At 62.9% G+C, this 19,325-nt stretch carries 16 protein-coding genes and 1 pseudogene; 10 read left to right on the top strand and 7 right to left on the bottom strand.

Going from position 1 to position 19,325, the window contains the following annotated elements; genetic code table 11:
- Together HP499_RS07485 and HP499_RS07480 are read right to left on the bottom strand one after the other, a co-directional pair.
- The coding region (locus tag HP499_RS07485) for an SDR family oxidoreductase (protein ID WP_172323402.1) at positions 1 to 781 on the bottom strand (781 nt) is incomplete at its 3' end.
- Positions 782 to 905: 124 nt separating this feature from the next.
- The gene (locus HP499_RS07480; protein ID WP_172323400.1) at positions 906 to 1,055 is read right to left on the bottom strand and encodes a hypothetical protein; all 150 of its coding nucleotides are present in this window, start codon (positions 1,053 to 1,055) and stop codon (positions 906 to 908) included.
- 215 nt (positions 1,056 to 1,270) lie between these two features.
- Here HP499_RS07480 and HP499_RS07475 point away from each other — a divergent pair, with 215 nt between their 5' ends.
- Entirely contained in the window at positions 1,271 to 2,194 is a 924-nt protein-coding gene (locus HP499_RS07475) for an AraC family transcriptional regulator (RefSeq protein WP_253951452.1), read from the top strand.
- A gap of 20 nt (positions 2,195 to 2,214) precedes the next feature.
- On the opposite strand, the gene HP499_RS07470 is transcribed toward HP499_RS07475, so the two are convergent.
- The 3 genes from HP499_RS07470 to HP499_RS07460 form a co-directional block, all read right to left on the bottom strand.
- Complete coding sequence (locus HP499_RS07470; RefSeq protein ID WP_172323396.1) at positions 2,215 to 3,363, bottom strand: Fic family protein; 1,149 nt, start codon at positions 3,361 to 3,363, stop codon at positions 2,215 to 2,217.
- Between the two features lie 136 nt (positions 3,364 to 3,499).
- Positions 3,500 to 4,201, bottom strand: coding sequence for a FadR/GntR family transcriptional regulator (locus tag HP499_RS07465; protein WP_172323394.1), 702 nt, complete (start codon positions 4,199 to 4,201; stop codon positions 3,500 to 3,502).
- Positions 4,202 to 4,276: 75 nt separating this feature from the next.
- Positions 4,277 to 5,080, bottom strand: a complete 804-nt coding sequence (locus HP499_RS07460) for an alpha/beta fold hydrolase (protein WP_172323392.1) — start codon at positions 5,078 to 5,080, stop codon at positions 4,277 to 4,279.
- 129 nt (positions 5,081 to 5,209) lie between these two features.
- Between HP499_RS07460 and HP499_RS07455 the strand changes: the two genes are divergently transcribed.
- From HP499_RS07455 to HP499_RS07435, 5 genes are all read left to right on the top strand, one after another.
- Positions 5,210 to 6,733, top strand: a complete 1,524-nt coding sequence (locus HP499_RS07455; RefSeq protein WP_172323390.1) for a four-carbon acid sugar kinase family protein — start codon at positions 5,210 to 5,212, stop codon at positions 6,731 to 6,733.
- 34 nt (positions 6,734 to 6,767) lie between these two features.
- Complete coding sequence (locus tag HP499_RS07450; RefSeq protein WP_172323388.1) at positions 6,768 to 7,670, top strand: NAD(P)-dependent oxidoreductase; 903 nt, start codon at positions 6,768 to 6,770, stop codon at positions 7,668 to 7,670.
- Positions 7,671 to 7,771: 101 nt separating this feature from the next.
- On the top strand, positions 7,772 to 9,238 hold the full coding sequence (locus HP499_RS07445) for a GntP family transporter (protein WP_172323386.1): 1,467 nt from the start codon (positions 7,772 to 7,774) through the stop codon (positions 9,236 to 9,238).
- Complete coding sequence (locus HP499_RS07440) at positions 9,238 to 10,113, top strand: class II fructose-bisphosphate aldolase (RefSeq protein WP_172323384.1); 876 nt, start codon at positions 9,238 to 9,240, stop codon at positions 10,111 to 10,113. The genes HP499_RS07445 and HP499_RS07440 overlap by 1 nt, the downstream gene beginning before the upstream one ends.
- Before the next feature lie 50 nt (positions 10,114 to 10,163).
- Positions 10,164 to 10,556 (top strand): DUF1304 domain-containing protein, encoded by a 393-nt coding sequence (locus HP499_RS07435; protein ID WP_172323382.1) that lies wholly within the window; start codon positions 10,164 to 10,166, stop codon positions 10,554 to 10,556.
- A 13-nt stretch (positions 10,557 to 10,569) separates the two neighbouring features.
- Here the strand turns inward: HP499_RS07435 and HP499_RS07430 are convergent, their stop codons facing one another.
- The gene (locus HP499_RS07430) at positions 10,570 to 10,989 is read right to left on the bottom strand and encodes a VOC family protein (protein ID WP_172323380.1); all 420 of its coding nucleotides are present in this window, start codon (positions 10,987 to 10,989) and stop codon (positions 10,570 to 10,572) included.
- A gap of 155 nt (positions 10,990 to 11,144) precedes the next feature.
- Here HP499_RS07430 and HP499_RS07425 point away from each other — a divergent pair, with 155 nt between their 5' ends.
- Together HP499_RS07425 and HP499_RS07420 are read left to right on the top strand one after the other, a co-directional pair.
- The gene (locus HP499_RS07425) at positions 11,145 to 12,509 is read left to right on the top strand and encodes an acyltransferase (RefSeq protein ID WP_172323378.1); all 1,365 of its coding nucleotides are present in this window, start codon (positions 11,145 to 11,147) and stop codon (positions 12,507 to 12,509) included.
- Positions 12,506 to 12,862, top strand: a complete 357-nt coding sequence (locus tag HP499_RS07420; RefSeq protein WP_172323376.1) for a GNAT family N-acetyltransferase — start codon at positions 12,506 to 12,508, stop codon at positions 12,860 to 12,862. Before HP499_RS07425 ends, HP499_RS07420 begins: the two co-directional genes overlap by 4 nt.
- A gap of 4 nt (positions 12,863 to 12,866) precedes the next feature.
- Here HP499_RS07420 and HP499_RS07415 read toward each other — a convergent pair whose 3' ends face one another.
- Positions 12,867 to 13,451, bottom strand: coding sequence for a hypothetical protein (locus HP499_RS07415; protein ID WP_172323374.1), 585 nt, complete (start codon positions 13,449 to 13,451; stop codon positions 12,867 to 12,869).
- A gap of 144 nt (positions 13,452 to 13,595) precedes the next feature.
- Between HP499_RS07415 and HP499_RS07410 the strand changes: the two genes are divergently transcribed.
- Both HP499_RS07410 and HP499_RS07405 read left to right on the top strand, forming a co-directional pair.
- Positions 13,596 to 15,305: a sigma-70 family RNA polymerase sigma factor gene (locus HP499_RS07410; protein ID WP_172323372.1), complete on the top strand. Its 1,710-nt coding sequence runs from the start codon at positions 13,596 to 13,598 to the stop codon at positions 15,303 to 15,305.
- A gap of 266 nt (positions 15,306 to 15,571) precedes the next feature.
- A pseudogene (locus tag HP499_RS07405) lies at positions 15,572 to 19,325 on the top strand (DUF11 domain-containing protein); the annotation flags it as partial.

Below are 19,325 nucleotides of genomic sequence, written 5' to 3'. Positions count from 1 at the left end.
CGGCAAGCAGGGGGATGGTTTCTTCGGCGCGTTCCGGTCCCAAAGCGGAGTAACCGCCGTCGACGGCCCAATCCGCGCCGGTCACGAAACTGGCTTGGTCGCCGGCGAGGAACGCGACGACGTCGCCCACTTCGTGCGGGCGGCCAACGCGCTTGAGTGCATGGAACGGGGCTGCCACGGCATCCGTCTTTTCGAGGTTCCCGTTGCTGAGGGAATCCATGATGTTGCTCCACACCCAACCGGGGCTGACCGAGTTGACCCGAATGCCGTCCGGTGCGAAGTCCACGGCCATGCTGCGGGTGACCTGAACCAAGGCTGCTTTGCTGGCCGGGTAGAGCCAGCGACCGGTTTGGGCCACTGAGCTGGAGATCGAGGTGAAGTTGATGATGGCCCCGTGTCCGGATGCCTTGAGGTAGGGACGGGCTGCGTTGCTTGCCACTACCGCGCTGACGAGGTTGACGTTGAGTGCTTCGAGCCAGTCTGCCCGGCCTGATGCTCCGCCGTCGTCCTTGTAAGTGCAGGCCAGATTGACCAGGATGTCCAGGCTGCCGTACCGGGCCGCGGTCCCGCTCACCAGCCGGTCCACGGCCGCATCATCGGTGATATCTGTGTGGGAGTAGTGGACTCCTTCGCCCAACCCGGCGGCGAGGGAGGCGCCGTCGGGGTCTATATCCGCAACCACCACCACAGCTCCAGCGTCCCGCAAGGCGGTGACCACGCCCTGGCCCACCTTGGTGGCCCCGCCGGTAACTATCGCTGTCCTGCCCTTGAGTGCTGACATGTGCCAAACCCTTTCCTGCGACGATGATGTTACGGAAATATGACGTGCGTCATAGTTGTCCTGCAAGTGACTCTATGGAGCCGCGGTCTTTCGGAATATCCATTTGGTGCGGGGATTATCCGAATTACGCAGGGTCCTCCTCTTCTTCGTGCCAGCCGACCCAGGCCGCGGAAGTGAGGCGGGTTTCCCTGGCCCGAAGTTCCGCCGCCCAGAGTTCGAAGTGACCCTGATCCCATTCGTCCCGCCGGTCATGCACCAGCTTGATGTTCTTCACTTGTCCTCACCTCGCTCCCGTAACTGTTGCAGGTCTGTGAGCTGCGTCATACTGGTCCTGAAAGCGACTCTAGAGAGTGGCTGGACTCCGGAATATCCGCTCGACGCGGGGATCATCCGAAAAACGAAAAAGACCCTGTGTAGTGGGGAAGCCGGTGAAGTAGGTGGTGGATGGTGAGGATTCTTCCTCGTGACGTATTGCGGGGGCGGCCAACCATGGCCACCACCGACGTAGACCAAGCGCACGCCAAAATTGCTGAGCTGTTCTGCAGCCACGAGCTGGCCCCGAGGACCCGCCAAGCATCCGTGGACATGAAGCTGCGCTCCCTTCACCGCGGCGACGTGGGAATCGAGTTCCTTGACTACGGCGCGGACGTTCGGATTGAGCCGGAGGGGCTCCAGGACTTCCACCTGGTGCAGATCCCGCTGGCCGGGCATGCGTCCATGCAAGTGGGTGCCAGCACCGTGGACTCAAATCCGGCCATGGCCACAGTTCCTCCGCTGGACAGGCCCTTCTCCATGAGCTGGGACAGCGGCAGTCCGCACCTGATTGTGTATGTCAGGCGCGCAGCGCTGGAGCGGGTTGCCTGGCAGCTCAACGGCACGGCGCCGGGTGGACTGGGCTACGGCATGGACCTTTCAGGTACCGCTGGACGCGCATTCTTGAGGGCCGTCGTCGAACTTCATGACGACATGATCAGCCAGCCGCAGTCTGCGGCTCCCGCCTTTGTACAGGGATTGTTGGCGGACAGCATGATCTCGCGTTTGCTGATGGCTATGGAACAGCCCGGCGGAGAGAGCCGGGACGTGGATTCCGAGAGTCGACTGGTCCGGGAATGCCGTGAACTGTTGGAAAAGCACGCTTTTGAAGAACTGACGGTCCCGGACATAGCTGAGTGCCTGGGCGTTTCGGTCCGCACGCTCCAAACTGCGCTGCGGGCGGAAACGGGCGCGACGCCGTCGGACATGCTCCGCAGTATCCGCCTGGACCGGGCCCGGGAGATGCTGCTGGAGGCCAGTCCCCGCGAGCAAAGCGTGACGGCGGTTGCGGAGTTGTGCGGGTTTACACACCAAGGGCGCTTCTCTGCGCTCTATGTGAAGGCCTTCGGCGAGCTGCCCAGCGAGAGCCTGCGCCGCTGAGTAGGGGGCCGAGACTATTCTTAATCGCGCAGAATGCGGGGCAGGAATCCCCATTGATCCAATTCCCGAACCAGAAGTGGCGTTAGTTCACTCGGGGCCAGCCGAAGCCGGTAGGATCTCTTCCCCTCGGCGATCGGTTCAATGACGCCGCGGTCCAGGAGCTTTCGAATGGCTTGACTTCGTGTCGCAGCTGAGCCTGTGAATGCTGAACTAAGGTCTGCGGCCTTTACGTCAACCTTGCGCGCGATGATGGTCAAGGCCAGGGCTTCGTCCCCCGTGAAGCGCGAAGAGGCGAGGCCTCTTGCAATTGCGGGAACCAGCAGACCTTCCGTAACGAAGTCCTTGTCACCGAGTTTCGCCAGCCTCCTGAGGTCTGTCAGCAGTCCTTCGAGGACATACGTCGACCAGCGAATCAGGGACTCGGGTTCGAGGGAGTCGGCGTCTTCGAGTCGTTCGTAGTAGAGGGCACGGTTCTCCCCAAATACGGCCGTTGGGTTCAGCGCCCGGTATCCGGCGGTATCGGAGAACCCTTGCCGCCGCATGGCGGCGTAAGTCATGAGTCTCCCGACACGACCATTGCCGTTGCCATTGCCGAAAGGATGAATCCAGACGAACCGATGGTGGGCGAGCGCAATCTTGAGGAGCTCGTAGTTTTGATCTACGTCCGCATTGATGAAGTCGAGGAGTGCCGTCATGTCTCCGTGCACACTCCCTGGCGAGGGCGGCCGGTGCGATGAGCCGCTGATGGTGATATCGGCGAGCCTGTAGGCACCAGGTGTGCGGTCCCCTTCCCGTTCCAAACCGGCGACGGAGATGCGGTGCAGCTCCCGGACAAACCCGTGCGTCAGTATCGTCCCCCGGCCGACCGCGGAGTCGACGAAAGCCGTTGCTTCTTGGAGCTGAATGATCTCTTGAACACCGTCGTCCCGCTTGATGTCGGCTCGGTCCGCGAGCTGAACGCCCGCAACAGCATCCACAATTGACGTGCGATTGCCTTCGATGCGTGCGCTCATAATGCTCGACAGCAGTTGAAAGAGTGTTCGCAACTGCGTGAAGACCTCGGGAGCGGTGGTTCCTTCACCTAAATCTGCGCGAACCCGTTCAAGGTCGATAATGGCTTTCGCCAGTGGAGAGCTAAAGGGGAACTCGGGAAAATCGAGTGGGTTCACGGGGAGAATTTTCCAGAGAGGTTTCCAGCAATTAAGAGCATGGTCCCATTTTTCCCTGGAAATCAATGATTTTCTTAGACCCTGCCTGTGCAGGATTTAAATCGCCCGAGTCCAACAATTAAGACGCCGGTGCCAGCTACGCCTCCAGCACGTACGTCTTCAGGTCATCCAGCGTCTGCTGCATGTGGGCGTCCATGGCAAGCCGGGCTTCGTTGGGATTGCGGGATTCCAGGGCCGTGGCGATCTTCCGGTGGTGTCCGATCGCGTGTTCCTGGATCTCCGGGAAAGCCGAGGTCTCCGTGCGGCGTGCCTCGAGGACCCGGTGCAGCGGTTCAAAGAGTACGGCAACAAAGACGTTGCCGGAGGCGTGAAGAATGACGTCGTGGAAGGCCAGGTCTGCTTCCACGAAAGCTGCGAGGTCGTTGACGTCGTGGGCGGCCTGCATTTTGTTGACGTGTTCGGTCAGGGTTGCGAGTTCGTCATCGGAAATGCGCTCTGCGGCGAGCTCGCACGCGCCGGTTTCGAGCATGCGGCGGAGCTCAATGAGCTGGATCGCGGCGGCCGCGTCTTTGGTTCCCTCAGATGCCGCACGCAGTACGGCTTCCAGCGAGGCCCACTGATTGAGGGGGTTGACGAAGGTTCCGCGGCCGCGTTCAACGCTGAGGATCCGCTGCGCTTCGAGGGTTTTCATGGCCTCGCGCACTGTCATGCGGCTGACCTCGTGCTTGGCGCTGAGCTCCAGCTCGCCGGGGACCACTGTGCCGGGCGGAAACTCGCCTGCGATAATCCGGTCCAGCAGTTCATCGGCCACGACGCCTACCAGCGACTTGCGTGCCATGTATCCCCATTTCCTGTACTTCAGACCGTCCGGCTCCCCGCGGATTTCCCTTGGGACGGGCGGTTGTCAGACATCTTACGCTGGCAGTGGCCGGCTTGTTTCCCAAAACCCGGTCAGTGCCTCTGCGCATTCCCGGGGTCGTTCCCAGTGGACGTTGTGCCCCGCGCCGGTGATGGCTCTCAGCTGCCGTGCCGGGCTTTGGGCCACGAAGGCGCGCATCTGTTCGACGGGCCGGACCTGATCCTCAGTTCCGGCGATCACCAGCAGTGGCGCGTGGACGCGCCCGGGGACTGAAGGCTCGACGCCGGTCATGGCCGCCAAGGCGCTGGCGGACAGAACGGGGAAGGGCACATCGAAGCCTGCGCTGAGCCGGTCCATGTCTGCCTCGGAGAGCTCTCCGTACCAAGCGTTCATGAGCTTCGCTATGGTCTCGGCGTCGAAGAATCCCTGGTCCAGCTGGGACTTGAGCACCTCTTTGAATCCCTGATTCTGCGGCACCGGTGCCATGCCCACCAGGGTCAGCGAGGCCACCAGGTCGGGGCGGGCTGCCGCGAGGGTCAACGAGACACTGCCGCCCATCGAGTGCCCCACCAAGTGCACGGGACCGCTGTCGGGGAGCTCAATTGCCGAAGCCAGCGAGGCCGCCGCTGAACCGAGGGTCCATTCAAATTCCGGAGGCAGGATCTCACCCGGGTGGTAGCCGGGGAGGTCCGGAATCCAAACTTCGCGGCCGGCGTCGAGCAGTTTCTTCGCGAGCGGTTCCCAATACACGGAACCGGAGGCCCATCCGTGGACCAGTACTGCGGGAATCCGCTGACCTGCGGGAATGGCCGGTGTGAGGACTTTCACGAACGGGAGCGGAACAGCACTGTCAGCCATGGCTCCAGCCTAGTGACGCGCAGTACCTTGCGTGGTGAAGAGCCGTGTGTCACACTAATTCAAATGTTAGATGTCTGACATCTTACATTCACCAAACCGCTACAGAGATTTCCCACGATGGAGTGCACAGTGACCCTTGAAGCAGACGTTTTGGCCGCCTTCCCGGCGGAAGTCCAGATTCCCGCTCAGCTGGTCGCCGACGCCGTTGCGGCGTCGTCTGCGAAAGCACCCAAGATCCTGGTAGTCCTCGACGACGACCCCACGGGAACGCAGTCCGTTGCGGACCTCGCTGTCCTCACCCGCTGGGAGGTCAAGGACTTCACTTGGGCCTTCACCCACATCCGCGAGAACCAAACCAAGCCTGCGGTCTACGTCCTTACCAACACCCGCAGCCTTGACGCCGCTGAAGCTGCAGCCCGGAACGAGGAAATCGTCCGCAACGCCCTCGCCGCAGCTGCCGGCAACGGTGATGGTCCTCGGTTGAGCCTGGGATTCGTCAGCCGCAGCGACTCCACGCTTCGTGGCCACTACCCCCTGGAACCGGACGTCATCGCCGCCACCGTGGCGGCGGAAACCGGTGAAGCCACTGACGGCGTGGTGATCGTTCCAGCATTTCCCGACGCCGGCCGCGTCACCATCGGTGGCATCCACTACATGCGTGGGACGGGCGAAGATGCAGGCACCCTCACCCCGGTTGCCGAGACGGAATTCGCCAAGGACGCGAGCTTCGGCTTCGCCAACTCAGAGATGGCCAAGTATGTGGAGGAGAAGTCGCACGGCCGATTCCCCGCCGGCGACGTCATCGTCCTGGACCTGAACACCATTCGGGCCGGGGCCTCCGCGCAGGACCCCACCATCTCCGCAAAGGCCATTGCCGATGCCCTGGAACCCGCCACCAACTCCACTCCGATCGTGGCCGACATCGTCACCGAGAACGACTTCCGCGCACTCGCCCTGGGCCTCGAAGAAGCCGAACGCCGCGGCAAGAAACTCCTCTACCGCGTAGGCCCGCCTTTCGTGAGGGGCCGGATCGGCCAGGAAATCCGCGCAGCCCTGACCTCGGAGGAAGCCTACGCGGGCAACAATCCCTCCACAGCCGGGGGCCTGATCGTGGTGGGCTCCCATGTGGGTGTCACCACCCGCCAGCTCAACTCACTGACCGCCGAGCACAGCTCCGCGCGCACCATCGAGATCGACGTCCAGAAGCTCATTGCCGGAACCGAAACCGCGGGTGAAGCAGAAGCCGATGCCTACGTCCAAACCGTCGTGTCCGACGTCGTCGACGCCCTCCGCAAGGGCGATGTGATCGTCCACACCAGCCGTCTGCTCATCAAAACCGACGATCCCGCAGCGAGCCTGAAGATCGCCCGCACCGTCTCGGCCGCCGTCGTCGCTGTGGTGAACCGGACGCTGAAGACCTTTCCGCCGCGGTTCGTCATCGCCAAGGGCGGCATCACATCCTCGGATGTCGCTGCTCACGGCCTGGAAATCCGCCACGCGATTGTCCGCGGCCCCATGCTCCCGGGCATCGTCTCGCTCTGGGAGCCGGTGGACGGTCCGGCCAAGGGCATCCCGTACATCGTGTTCGCGGGCAACGTGGGCGATGACCAATCACTGACTGACGTCACCCGCAAGCTCAGCGCCACTTTCTAGAACCCCAGCCGCAGAAAATTCAATGGAGAACACCATGACCAGCAGCAACTACACCATCACCGTCCTGGGCCTCGGCGCCATGGGCCTGCCCATGGCAACCCGCCTCGCCTCCGAGCTGACCGTCCACGGCTTCGACATCGCCGAGCCCAGGTTGGAACTGGCAGCAGCCGCCGGCATCAAGACGTTCGCCTCCGCCCGCGAAGCCTCCCAGGACGCCGACGCCCTGCTCCTGGCCGTCCGCAATGGCGAACAGCTCAACGATGTCCTCTTCGGCGAGAACGGCGTGGCCTCGGTACTGAAGCCGGGCGCCGTCGTCATCCTTGGCAGCACCGTGGGCACCGAAGCAATCCCGGCTACGGTGGAAAAGCTTGCAGCATACGGTGTGGCCCTGGTGGATGCGCCGCTTTCCGGTGGTCCCAAGCGTGCTGGCGAAGGCGACCTGCTGATCGTCGTGGGTGCAGAGCCCGAGGCACTCGAAAAGGCGCGCCCTGCCTTGGAACTGCTGGCCTCCACCCTGAGCATCGTCGGCGACAAGCCCGGCGACGGCCAAGCACTCAAAACCGTCAACCAGCTCCTGTGCGGCGTCCACATTGCCGCCGCAGCAGAGGCCATGGCCCTCGCTGATGCCCTTGGCCTGGACCAGGCGAAGACCCTTGCGGCCCTCGAAGCCGGGGCCGCCGGTTCGTTCATGCTCTCCAACCGCGGCCCCCGCATCCTCGAGGCTTACTCCGAAGACGGCGCCGAAGTCCTCAGCCGCCTCGATATTTTCGTCAAGGACATGGGCATCGTGGGCAAGGCGACCCGCGCCGCCGGGCTGGCCGCACCCGTTGCCGCCGCTGCCGAACAGCTCTATCTTCTCGGCCAGGCCCAGGGCCTCGCCGCTGCCGACGACTCTGCAGTCATCAAGGTTGTTGCGCCCGCAAAGCGCACCGCCTAAACACCCCACCAGAACGTGCGACGACGGCGATCCCCCCTTCGCCGTCGCCGCCACCTCCCGCCGGTCTTCTTTAGACTGGTATGTCAAAGGAGACACCCCCAATGAATCCCCTCATCAACTCCTTGATGGTCCGGGCGGCCGATGCCCCGCCCATCAAACCCGCAGTGGAGCTGGGAACGCCGCTTCTGCTGACCATCGCAGCCGCCGGCATTGCCCTGCTGCTGGTGCTGATCATCCGCTTCAAGATCCAGGCTTTCGTAGCCTTGCTGGCCGTCAGCATCCTGGTGGGCATTGCCGCGCAGATTCCGCTCAAGGACATCTTCACCGTAGTGACCACAGGTGTGGGCAGCACCATGGGCAAGGTTGCCTTGCTGATCGCCCTTGGCGCCATCCTCGGCCGCATGATCGAGGTCTCCGGTGGCGTGCAGTCACTGGCCACCCACTTCACTGAAAAGCTCGGCGCCAAGCGTGTTGCCGTCGCGCTGACCGCCGTCGGCTTCCTCGTGGCGATCCCCGTGTTCTTCGAAGTGGGCGTGATCGTCCTCGTTCCGATCGTGTACGCTTTCGCCAAGATCGCCAACGTCCACCCCATCAAGTTCGGCCTGCCCATGGCCGGCATCATGCTCTCCATTCACGTAGCTGTCCCGCCGCACCCGGGCATCGTGGCAGGCGCAGGGGTGTTCGGCGCGGACATCGGGCTCATCACCATGATCTCGCTCATCATCTGCATCCCCCTCGGCTTCCTGTCCTACTGGGTCGCCAGCATCATGAACCGCAAGGACTACGAGCTCCTCCCCGGCGTCAAGCAGCAGGTTGAAGAGTTCGGCTCCGAGTCCTTGGTCCACGTTGGCCACGACGGTCCGGGCGCCCGGGCAATCGCCCCTCCGCGTCCCGGCCTGATCATGTTCCTGATTGCAGCACCCATCGCCCAGATCCTCCTTGGCACCGTTGGCACGCTGACCATTCCGAAGGACAACTACTGGTACGGCGTGGCCGCGTTCATCGGTAACCCGTTCTTCGCGCTCCTCGTAGCAGTGGCGCTCTCCTTCTTCCTGCTGGCCGTACGCCGCAACTGGTCGCTCAAGGAAACCGGCGAGATCTTCGAAGGTGCGCTGCCTCCCATCGCTTCCATCCTCATGGTGGTTGCTGCCGGTGGCGTGTTCGGTGAAGTCCTCCGCACTTCGGGGATCGGTGCGGCCCTGTCCCACACGCTGGACAGCCTGGGCCTGCCGGTGATCGTGCTCGGCTTCATCATCTCGCTGGCACTGCGCGCCGCGCAGGGTTCGGCCACCGTGGCGATTGTGACCACCACCGGTCTGCTCACTTCCGCTGTCATGGAGGGTGGCTACACGCCGGCCCAGATCGCCGTCATTGTGATCGCCATCGGCTTTGGTTCGCTGGGCCTGTCCCACGTCACCGACGCCGGCTTCTGGACCGTGATCCGTTACTACGGACTCACCGTGTCCGACGGCCTCAAGACCTGGACCGTCCTCACCACCATCCTGGGCCTGGCCGGCTTTGTGCTGACGTACGTCGCCTGGATCCTGGTGGGAGGCCTGGCCCACTAATGCGCACCAGACTCGATCACCTGGTTGGCTCTGCCTTGGCTAACGGCTCCGCTGTTCCCGCCTTCACTTGCTACGACTTCACTACCGCGTTGGCTGTTGTTTCGGCCGCCGAGGAAGCCCGCCTGGGAGTGATCCTGCTGGTGGCCCCGAAGACCGCCGGCACAGCCAACGGGCTGCGCCTCATTACGGCGCTGCGCGGCTTGGCCGACGACGCCAGCGTCCCGGTCTCGGTCCAGTTGGACCACGCCTCGGAGCTCACGGTCATTCTCGAATCCGTGGCTGCCGGTGCGGACGCCGTGCTGGCCGATGGCTCGTCCCTGCCTTACGAGGACAACATCGCCCTGGTCTGCGAGGTCCGCGCCGCCCTGGACGCGGCAGGTGCTGCCGACGTCGTGATTGAAGCGGAACTCGGCGGCCTTGCCGGCGATGAGGACAAGGCCTTCAGCGCCGCTGATTCAGCGCTCGACGCCGGTGCTTCCGTTGCGGGACTCACTGACCCCGCGCAGGTGGCGGACTTCGTGGAGCGGACGGGTGCCCAACTCCTGGCTGTGGCTGTGGGCAACGTGCATGGAAAGTACACGGGCGAGCCCAACATCCGCTGGGATGTCCTGCAGGACGTCGCCGCGCAGACCGCAGTCCCGTTGGTGCTGCATGGTGCCTCGGGAATCCCGGCCGATGAGCTCTCCAAGGCAGCTTCCATGAACGTTGGCAAAGTGAACTTCAACACTGAACTGCGCACCGGGATCCTGGCCACCTTGGAATCGCACACCACGGCCCACCGGGCCGATGGCGAGAACCTGCAAGGCCTGCTGGCCCGGTGGAACGTCTCTGCGGCGACTTTTGCGGGCGCCACGTTGGAGCTGCTCAGCTCCTGACGGGCAGCGCGGCGCCCGGCACGGCATCACAGGGAGGCTAGGATCAAAACATGATCCTGGCCTCCCTGATTTTTGCGACGATTGCCGCCCTGCTCCACGTCTACATCTTCACCATGGAGTCCATCACCTGGACCAAGCCCAAAACGTGGAAGACGTTCAGCATCACGTCCCAAGCCGATGCTGAAACCACCAAGCCGCTCGCTTACAACCAGGGCTTCTACAACCTGTTCCTGGCCATCGGCGCCCTGATCGGCATCATTGCCGTGGCAATGGGTGCCCCGCAGGTGGGTTGGACCCTGATCTTCAGCAGCTGTGGATCCATGCTTCTGGCGGCTTTGGTCCTCGCAGCCAGCGGCAAAAAGTACCTCCGCGCCGCTACCCTTCAGGGAACCACGCCGCTGCTCGCCGTCGTGCTTGGCGTGTTGGCACTGGCTCTCAGCTAGGACTCAGCCTCAGCTAGGACTCCGGCGGTCCGTCCTGGGCGGCGGCGGGGTCCATCCAAACAACTTCCCAGTGGTGTCCGTCCAAGTCACGGAAGGCACGGCCGTACATGAACCCCATATCCATGGGGTCGTAGGTTTCAGAACCTCCGGCAGCAAGGGCCTTGGTGGCCAGGGCATCCACGTCTTCACGGCTATCGGCAGAAATGGCGACTATTGCCGCCGTCGAGTTTTGGGTGTCCGCGATGGGCTGCTTGGTGTACTCAGCAAACTTGGCGTGGGTCAGGAGCATGGTGAAAATGGTGTCGCTGAACACCACGCAAGCGGCGGTTTCATCGCTGAAGTTCGGATTGATGGAGTAGCCAAGGGCCGTGTAGAACGCCTTGGAGGCCTCGAGGTCGCTGACAGGGAGGTTCACGAAAATAGAGGTAGTCATGGCTTAGATCCTGCCGGTGTTTGCCAGCCTCGTCCAGACCCCCATTGCCGGTTGTGGATGACGCGCCGGCCGGGAAGGGCCGCCTGCTGTTCCTGCCACTCCGCCGGGCGGACAATGGAGTCAACACGCAGGTGCGTGGGTTCCAAGGGAGAGCCATGGAGCGGGAACCGCAAGCGCACCCTCGCGCACCTCGGGACTTGGTTGCGCAGAGGGATCGGGCGATCGATCTTGTCCGCTTCACGTGCCTGCTCCTTGTGGTGGCTGCCCATTGCATGATGGTCAACCCGGTTCTGCAAAAGGACGGGACGGTGGCCACCCAAAACGTGCTCATGGACCAAAGCTGGTTCACCCCTGTGGCCTGGGCCCTCATGATCGTGCCGCTCTTCTTTGTGCTGGGTGGTGTGACCGGCCTGCAATCATGGCGGCGCCTGAAGGCCCGCGGCGGTACCGGGTTCGACTTCGCCCAACTCCGCCTCCTGCGCCTGGTCCGCCCTGCCATGGCATTGCTCGCCATCATGTGGGGAGGCCTGTGGGTGGCACTTCTGCTGGGAGTTCATCCCCAGGTCATCCAACTGATGACCGCCGGTGCCGCCATGCCGCTGTGGTTCCTGGCCGCCTATCTCACGGCTCAACTCAGTATTCCGGTCCTGGCCCGGCTGCATGATCGTGCACCGCTGCCGGCCTTCGCCGCTTTGGTGGTCCTGGTCATCACCGTCGACTCCCTGCGCGGCGCCCTTCCCGTGCTGGCTTTCGCAAACATGCTCTTCGTATGGTGCGCAGTCCAGCAGTTGGGTTTTTTGATGGCTGACGGCCTTTTCGAACAACGCAGCCGCGCCTGGCTGCTGGGCGCCGGGGTCTCCAGCAATCTGTTGCTCGGACTCGTGACGGGCGTGGCTGTCTATCCGGGGAACATGGTGGTCAATATCAACCCACCCAACCTTTGCATGCTCCTGTTGGGCATATCCCAGGCAGCGACGCTTCACCTGCTCCGCAATGGCATCACCTGGCTCGCGGAAGTCCGGTGGGTCCGTTCAGTCATCGCGGTAGCCGGCCGCAGGTCCATGACGGTTTATCTGTGGCATCTTCCTCTGCTGGTGGGCATGTCAGGGTTGTTGCTGCTCACCGACGTGCCCAAGCCCCAGGCCGGAACAGGGGAGTGGTGGTGGGCCCGGATCCCTGTCTTCCTTGCAGTGGTCGCGGTGCTCGTGCCGGTGGTGTGGCTTTTTGGCCGTCTGGAGAACCGTCCGACGGCGGCCAGCCACGCGCGGGGTCCCTCGCGTACCGCTGTGGTGACGGCCGCCGTCGTCGTCTTGATCCCGGTTGCGGACGCGGCGTTCAACGGCCTGACACTTACCTTGCTGGGTGGGGGAGCGGCGTGCTTTGCCCTTTCAGTCCTGTTGCTGGGCAGGGTTCCTACTCCCGTGTTACCGCCACCGTCCCTAGCGAAGGTCCCCGCGTCACCGGGCGCTAAGGTGTCCACGTTGCCAGAGCCCGGTTTAAGTGCCAATCTCGAACCATGACCGAGTACACGGATTCACTGGCAGAATCGTTCCGTCCTGGCGTCACTACGGTGCGCAACGACAAATTCCACCGCTATGAGCTGCATGTAGACGGCGAGTTGGCCGTGATTTCCCAATTCCTTGACCGGCCCGGTCACATCGACTTCATCCACACTGAAACGAAGCCCGGGTTCAACGGCCAGGGATTGGCGAAAGTCCTGGCGCATTTTGCCCTTGATGATGTGGTGGCATCCGGCAAGCGCATCATCCCGCATTGCCCGTACATCGCCGCGTACCTCAAGAAGCACGAAGGGTACGAGCAGGATGTTGATTGGCCTGCCGGACAGCCGGTAGGCGACCCGGACAACGAATAGAGCCCTAGGCCGGGACCGGCTGCTCTGCGTTCCTCCACCTCCGCCTTCGTGGCTGTCCCGCCCCGTCCATCGGGAAGGGCCAGTCCTTCCGCGCACCGCTGAGCGAGACGATTGCGTCATTCTCATCGAACACAACCTGGCCGCGGCAAGTGGCGTGGACTTGCATGGCGCTGACCAGGCTGCCGCCGTGGATGTGGTCTGCATCCGTGACCAGATACGAAAAACTCCGCATCACGGATTGGCCGGGTGCCAGCAAGGGTATCCGGAGGTCGCATTCACAGGGCTCCGAGGTGTAGCACAGCACTTCCATGCCCTCATTGGTGAAGGATCGCGGCACCAGCGTCACGTTCCTCAAGTGGCTTGCAGAGCCGTTGGTGATCCATGCCGTAAAGATGACGGTATCGCCCGGGATGGCAACCGGCCGGTCCGCAGCGTAGGTCAAAGTGGCACGCCCTGCGTTCTTCTTACGGGCGAGTGGAGCAGATCTGTGAGGTGGCAATCCACGGACGATGCCGCCTGGTTGTTGGGATCCGTCCCTGTGGACAGCACGCATCAGTTTCAGGAAGGGGCGGGGGCGGCGGATGTCCATAATTCCTCGATTCGCACCAGGGTTCAGGGGGGTCATGTTTATTAGTGCGGCCAAGGTCCAAAACGTGATGCGAAAGTCAGAGTTCTCTACAGGGCCCCGACGAGCGATTCAAGTCACGCGGTTTCTGGTGTCACACTATTGTTTATGGATCAAGTAGTTGCGGTCAGTGCCGATGGAGCGTCACCACTTTCGGCGACGGCCGGTGGCAGCGATCCGCAGATCATCGCCTTGGTGCGGGAAGGTGTCACGGACGCCTTTGACGTGCTCTACCAGCGGCACGTCAGAGTGGCCCAGTTCGTGGCCCGCTCCCAGACAGATAACCCGAGCGACGCAGACGACGTCGTTGCTGAATCCTTCGCCACGATCTTTCAACTGCTGACCGAAGGCAAGGGACCCAAGGAGTTCTTCCGCTCCTACCTCCTGACCGTGGTGCGGCGAACCGCCCACGATCGAAACCGCAAAGCGCGCCGGATTCCCATGGCGGACGATGACGCCATCCTCGATGCTCCGGTCATGGACAACGATCAAGTAGTCAGTGATCTTGAGTCGAGCATGATGGCGAAGGCATTCAAGTCCCTGCCCGAGCGCTGGCAGGCCGTGCTGTGGCATCTGGATATCGAAGGCTTGAAGCCGGCAGCGGCCGCTCCCTTTGTTGGCCTGACGCCCAACGGTGTTTCGGCCTTGGCGCTCAGGGCAAGGGAAGGCCTGCGCCAGGCCTACCTCCAACAGCACATCAGCGGGACGGTGGAACAAGCCTGCGGCGAATATGCCAGCCAGTTGGGAAAGTACGCCCGCAATGCGTTGAAGCGTACGTCCAAGGAGAAGGTCACTGCCCATCTGGATGGTTGCGCCACCTGCATGGCCTTGTTGATTGAGCTCAATGACATTCAGGGCGGCATGCGCGCCATCCTGTTCCCCTTGTTGACAGGAATCTCCTTCACTCCTGCGGGTGCAGCGGCGATCGGCTTCGGGGGCGCTGCGGCAGGCGGGACTGCTGCAGGCGGGACTGCGGCCAGCGGGACCGGGACAGGCGGCGCCGGGGCAGGCGCTAGCAGCGGGGCTTCCGGGAGCAGCCCAGCGCCCGGAGATATTGCCGGCCAAGGAATCCGGGGCGTCAGCAACGCATGGAAGTTGTCGGCCGCCCTGATAGTGGGCGTCATGGCTTTGGCTGGAACCCTCATGTGGTTCCTTCAGCCAAGCCCTGCTTCGCAGTCCACTGCAACGTCAGAGGCCATCTCCAATCCGCCTCCGGCCCGGGAAACGTCGGTGCCCACACCAACACCGGTCGAGACATTGCCCGCGGTGCAGGAACTTCCCGCGGTGGCGCCCTCGCAGGCGCCCCCCGCGACCGATAGCCCGGTGGCAGCGCTCCCGCAACCTCCCGCCGTCGTGATTCCCCCAGCCGCCGCACTGCCGCGGAGGGCCGTGGTGGTGGATTCCGGTACGGTGACGTCTACTCCGGCGCCCGCTGGAGTGCTTCCGGTGGCAGCTGCCACCCAAACGGTTGATGCCACGTTCATGGCAGCTCCAGGAGCGAACCCGGTCGAGCGGGACGTGAAAGTGCAGTTCTCGCTTCAGGGACAGGGCACACCGACCACCGGCCAAGTGGACTTCACCTTGCCGGACCAGGCAACATTCCTGGCTGGAAAAACTGTCGCACCCGCAGGGTGGACCTGCGCCGCGGTCTCGTCGGGAGACCGCAACATCCGCTGCAGCACCGCGTCCCTGGCCGGCGATGACCTTGCGTTCGTTCTGGGAGTAGCCATGCCTGCTTCCACCGCAACCGGAACGCTGGACTACCGGTTCGCCGGGCAGGGCGTCATCACCAAGAACTTCACCAACACCTTCAGCTAGGCAAAGCCTCAGCCGTAAGTTACCCAAACGCAGGGCCGCTCCAGGGCGGCCCTGCGTTGTGTGCTGCCGTCGCCCCTTCTGACCCCTAGGGTGCCCTTTCCCCGGCGTCCCCCCACGGGGTCTTTTCAACTTTTTTGGATTCTCTCCCTTTTTCGCGTCACGAAGACCCGTGTCCGTCCACTGGAGTACTGGCGAGTAGCCTAGCTCGACGCCGATTCGATTTTTAGGGTCGGTTTCGGGCGTGACAACCAGAAGCGAGAGAGTCAGTGAAACACACACGTCCACAGAAGCTGTTGGCGGCAGTAGTCGCCACAGCCATCATGTCGCTGGGGGTGGGTGGCGCCTTAGCGCCACCGGCCCTGGCGACAGTCCCGGGGTCGCCGGGAATTGCCCAACCAGGAACACCTGTCTACACCGAGGATTTCTCCAACGAAGATGCCACCAGCGGTGCCATCAGCATCCTCAACTACACCGGCGGCGCTGAAGCTGCCAACGAAACATACTTCGCTGACACCCCCTACACTCCGGCCGGCGGACAGTGCGATGGCTGGATACTGAATTCCTCCACGCCGTTGCCAACCTCTGACGCCGGGTGCACCAACAACCAGCCTGATGGTTGGAACCAAATCCGGCAGATGGCTGCCGCCCTTGGATTGGCGCAAGGCCAGACGGCCGCGCAATCCTCCACCAACCAAGTGCTGTCCGAATACACGAACAGCCCCACCGGGCGCATCACGCCCGGAGTCCAATTCCGGACTGAAGACAACACTATTCCTGCGATTGAGGGCCACTACTACGCAGTATCGGCCTACTTCGCACAGGTGAACTGCCACTCGACCCACGCCAAGGAGACCTTCAGCCTCCTGATCAACGGCACGCGCCAGGTCCTCAGCACCGGGCTGGATCCTTGTGGAACCAACACCACCAACGGCGCCATTACGGAGATCACGAAGCTCCAGTCTGCTGCCTACCAGATTCCCATGGGAACATCTCCTTCCCTTGGTCTTGAACTGAGGAATGAAGCCACCAGCGGTTCCGGTAACGACGTCGCTTTTGACCTTCCGCAGATCGTGGACGTCACCCCCCAGGTGGATAAGTCCTTCACTCCGTCCCTCATTGGACCGAATGGAATCTCCAAGGTCACACTGACCGTGACCAACACGGATGACCTGATGGCCAAGAACGACTGGTTCATCACGGACACCCTCCCCGCCGGCGTAGTGATTGCCGGTACCCCCAATATCGGTGGTACCTGTGTGCAGGCTGCGGGAACCAATCCCCTGGTAACCACCGCTGTTGCCGGCAGCAATGCCTTCTCGGTAACCGGCGGCGACCTCGCCTTGGGAATGACTTCGTGCACCATTACGGTGGACGTCACGGCAGCGGCTGAAGGCACTTATGTCAACGGCCCAGCCAACATCTACACCAACCTGAACCCGCCGGCAGATGCCACCTTGGTAGTCAAGGCTCCGCGCCTTGAACTGAGCAAGGCGCTCGATGCAACCCGCCTGATGGATTCGGATCAGTTCACCACTGAGATCCGGACCGGCTCGGCTACGGGACCTGTTGTGAGCAACACTGCCAATGCCACCACCACGGGTGCGGGCTCCACTGTCACTGCGGGTACGGGCACCACTGGCGAATACGTCGCCGACGCGGGTGCAACCTATTACCTGACGGAGTCGGGAACCAACCTCTCCGGCTACAGCAAGGTGATCACCTGTGTTGATGCCAACGGCCTCCAGACAGGTCTCCCCAACGGAGCTGTAGTAGATTCTGCGTACTCGTTGGTGCCGGTTGCCGGCGCCGATATCAGCTGTGTTCTCACCAACACGGCCGTCCCGGCCCCGGAGTTGGAATTCACCAAGTCCGCTGACGCTTCAGACATCCAGGATCCCTCTGTTGTGGGTGACCAGATCACCTACACGTTCACGTCCACCAACACGGGCAACGTGCCGCTGACGGGTGTCACCATCAACGACCCCCTGGCCGGTTTGTCTGCGCTGACATACACCTGGCCGGGAACTCCGGGCACTTTGCTGCCCGGTGAAACCGTCACGGCCATGGCCACCTATGCCATCACCCAGGCTGACATCGATGCAGGACATGTGGCTAACCTTGCCACCACCACGGGTAATCCTCCGACAGGTCCTCCTGTCACCCCGCCGCCTGCAGGTACCGATACTCCGCTGACTCCGGCTCCGGCCATGGAGTTCAGCAAGTCTGCTGATGCCTCGGATATCCAGGATCCGTCTGTTGTGGGTGACCAGATCACCTACACGTTCACTTCCACGAACACGGGCAATGTATCCCTGACCAACGTGTCCATCAACGACCCGTTGGCTGGCCTGTCTGCTTTGACCTACACCTGGCCCGGCGCTGCAGGAACCCTCCTGCCCGGCCAGACGGTCACAGCTACGGCAACGTACGCCATCACCCAGGCTGACATCAACGCCGGTCACGTAGCCAACACGGCCACCACCACTGGTACTCCGCCCACCGGTCCCGCGGTGACGCCGCCGCCGGCTGGTACGGACACCCCGCTGACTCCGGCTCCGGCCATGGAGTTCAGCAAGTCCGCGGATGCTTCGGCCATCCAGGACCCGTCGGTTGTGGGTGACCAGATCACCTACACGTTCACTTCCACGAACACCGGCAACGTTCCGCTGACCAACGTGTCCATCACGGATCCGTTGGCTGGCCTTTCGGCCCTGACCTACACCTGGCCCGGTACTCCGGGCGAGCTGCTTCCGGGCCAGACCGTGACGGCTACGGCAACGTACGCCATCACCCAGGCTGATATCACGGCCGGTCACGTCGCCAACTCGGCAACCACCACTGGCACCCCGCCTGTTGGTCCGCCGGTTACGCCTCCTCCGGGAACCACTGATACTCCGCTGACGTCCACTCCGGCCATGCAGTTCAGCAAGTCCGCTGACGCATCCGCCATCCAGGACCCGTCTGTTGTGGGTGACCAGATCACCTACACGTTCACGTCCAAGAACACGGGCAACGTCCCGCTGACCAACGTGTCCATCAACGACCCCCTGGTTGGCCTCTCGGCTTTGGTTTACACCTGGCCGGGCACTCCCGGGGAACTGCTCCCGGGCCAGACCGTGACGGCTACGGCAACGTACGCCATCACCCAGGCTGACATTGATGCCGGACATGTTGCCAACGCGGCAACCACCACTGGCACCCCGCCTGTTGGTCCGCCGGTTACGCCTCCTCCGGGAACCACGGATACTCCGTTGACCACGGCTCCGGCCATGGAGTTCAGCAAGTCTGCTGATGCCTCGGACATCCAGAACCCGTCTGTTGTGGGTGACCAGATCACCTACACGTTCACGTCCACCAACACTGGCAACGTGAAGCTCACCGGTGTGGTTATTGATGACCCGCTGGCCGGTCTTTCACCGCTGGTTTACACGTGGCCGGGTACTCCGGGCGAGTTGCTTCCGGGCCAGTCGGTGACGGCTACGGCAACGTACGCCATCACGCAGGCTGACATCGACGCCGGTCATGTTGCCAACGTTGCGACCACCACGGGCACTCCGCCCACCGGTCCTGCCGTGACGCCGCCGCCGGCTGGCACGGACACTCCATTGACGGCTGGTCCGGCTCTGGAGCTGACCAAGTCTGCTGATGCTTCGGCAATCCAGGATCCGTCTGTTGTGGGTGACCAGATCACCTACACGTTCACGTCCACCAACACGGGCAACGTCAAGCTGACCAACGTGTCCATCACGGATCCGCTGGCTGGGTTGTCGGCTTTGACGTACACCTGGCCGGGTACTCCGGGCGAGTTGCTTCCGGGCCAGAGCGTGACGGCTACGGCAACGTATGCCATTACCCAGGCTGATATTGATGCAGGTCATGTCGCGAACGTTGCGACCACCACGGGCACTCCGCCCACCGGTCCCGCGGTGACGCCGCCGCCGGCTGGTACGGATACCCCGTTGACCCCTGGCCCGGCTTTGGAGTTCAGCAAGTCTGCTGATGCTTCGGCGATCCAGGATC

This window comes from Paenarthrobacter sp. CM16 (assembly GCF_013179505.1).
In the GTDB taxonomy this organism is placed as follows: domain Bacteria; phylum Actinomycetota; class Actinomycetes; order Actinomycetales; family Micrococcaceae; genus Arthrobacter.
This window is presented reverse-complemented; position numbering and strand designations above follow the sequence as displayed.